At 70.0% G+C, this 1510-nt stretch carries 1 protein-coding gene; it reads right to left on the reverse strand.

Annotated elements, in window-relative coordinates; genetic code table 11:
- On the reverse strand, positions 1-1510 hold a 1510-nt coding region (locus tag ACEN88_RS31420; protein WP_413346041.1), incomplete at both ends, for a DUF4962 domain-containing protein.

Genomic DNA, 1510 nt, shown 5'->3' on the forward strand with positions numbered 1-1510 from the left:
CCCTGCACGAGATAGCGCCGGGCGCCGGCCTTGGCGATGGCGCCGTCGCCATGGACCTGCGCGGTCAGCACCACGGGCTTGCTGGCGCGCAGCGTATCGGTCACGGTCCACGCGCCGCGGGCATAACGGAAGTGCCGCTGCAGCTTTTCCACGCCGAGTTCGGGGCGGTAGGCACCGGCCAGGTCGGCGACCAGGTCGGCGCCGTCGGGGCCCAGCTTGACGCTGGCGAAGCGGATCGCGTCCAGGCGACCATACGGGTAATCGCGGAAGGCGTCGTGCCCGCCGCCCTCGTTGGCCTGGCCGTGGCCGTCGATCAGCAGCGTATTGCTCAATCGGCTGGTCGGGATACCCGCATAGCCCATCGGTCCGGTCAGGTAGGTGCCGGCGCCGTACAGGATGAAGCTGCCGGCGTCGGGGTGCGCGTGGCCGGTCTCGAGATGCCAGTCGGGCAGCTTGCCGATCAGGGACGCGACGTGGTGGCCTTCCGGCGGTCCGGCGCGGAACGCGAATGCGGTGGCGCGCGGCGTCCAGTCGCTGCGCCAGTACACGGTGCCGAGGTCGTCGAAATGGTGGTAGGTCGGCAGTGCCGCCATCGACGCGGTCTGGATGGCCGGGTCGCGCCACAGCAGGGTCCAGAAGTCTTCCGCGCAGACGTGACCGAGCGAGGCCATCCAGTCGGCCACGCCTTGCGCCTGCGGGTCGGAAAAGCGCGCGGCCAGCCGGTACAGCAGGTTGTAGTTCGAATTCAGCTTGCCGCCGGGGTGCGTGCGCGCCGGCTCCTCGCCCTTGCGGGCGCGCGTGACCGGACCCTCGAACACGTCGCCGAAATCGTACACGTCCTGGCCGTTGGGCGTCAGCGAGTGCGCCATGTACAGGTGGGCGCGGCGCAGGGCCGGCGTATCGTACAAGTCGTCGCCGGCGGCGTGGGCGAAGGCATCCAGCGCGTGGACGATCCACGGCATCGAGAAGATCCAGTACTCCACGCCTTCGTAGAAATATCCGTCGGGCGAGGCCACTTCGAGCACGCGGCTGAAGATGGCGCGCGCCAGGGCCGCCCAGCGCGCCGCGTCCGGCGTGTCGTCCCACAACGCGTAGGCGGCCACGGCCAGGCCGGCGACCGGGATGAAGCAGTGGTTCTGGCTGTACGAGTACGACTTGCCCGGCGCCGGCATGAAATGCTCGGCCAGGATGCCGGCCTGGCGCACCAGCTTGTCGCGGTAGCGCGTGCGCTCGGCCGGTTCGAGCACGTCGTACAACAAATCGTAGCCTGCGCCCAGGCCGTACAGCAGGTGGCCGGCGGCCAGGTCGATGTCGGGTTTGCTGTAGGTATAGCCCCATACCGGGTAGCTGACGGCGGCGTCCATGTAGCGCCGCGCGGCTTCGAGGTAGCGCGCGTCGCCCTCGATGCGGTAGGCCAGGGCCGCGCCGATGATGCCGATCGCGGTATCGTTCTGCGCGCGCCGTTTCTGCGCCGGCGCCTTTGCCGGCGGCTGGCGCAGGGCGACCAGGC

Origin of the sequence: Massilia sp. CT11-108, assembly GCF_047302915.1 — a bacterium.
Taxonomy (GTDB): domain Bacteria; phylum Pseudomonadota; class Gammaproteobacteria; order Burkholderiales; family Burkholderiaceae_D; genus Telluria; species Telluria orientalis.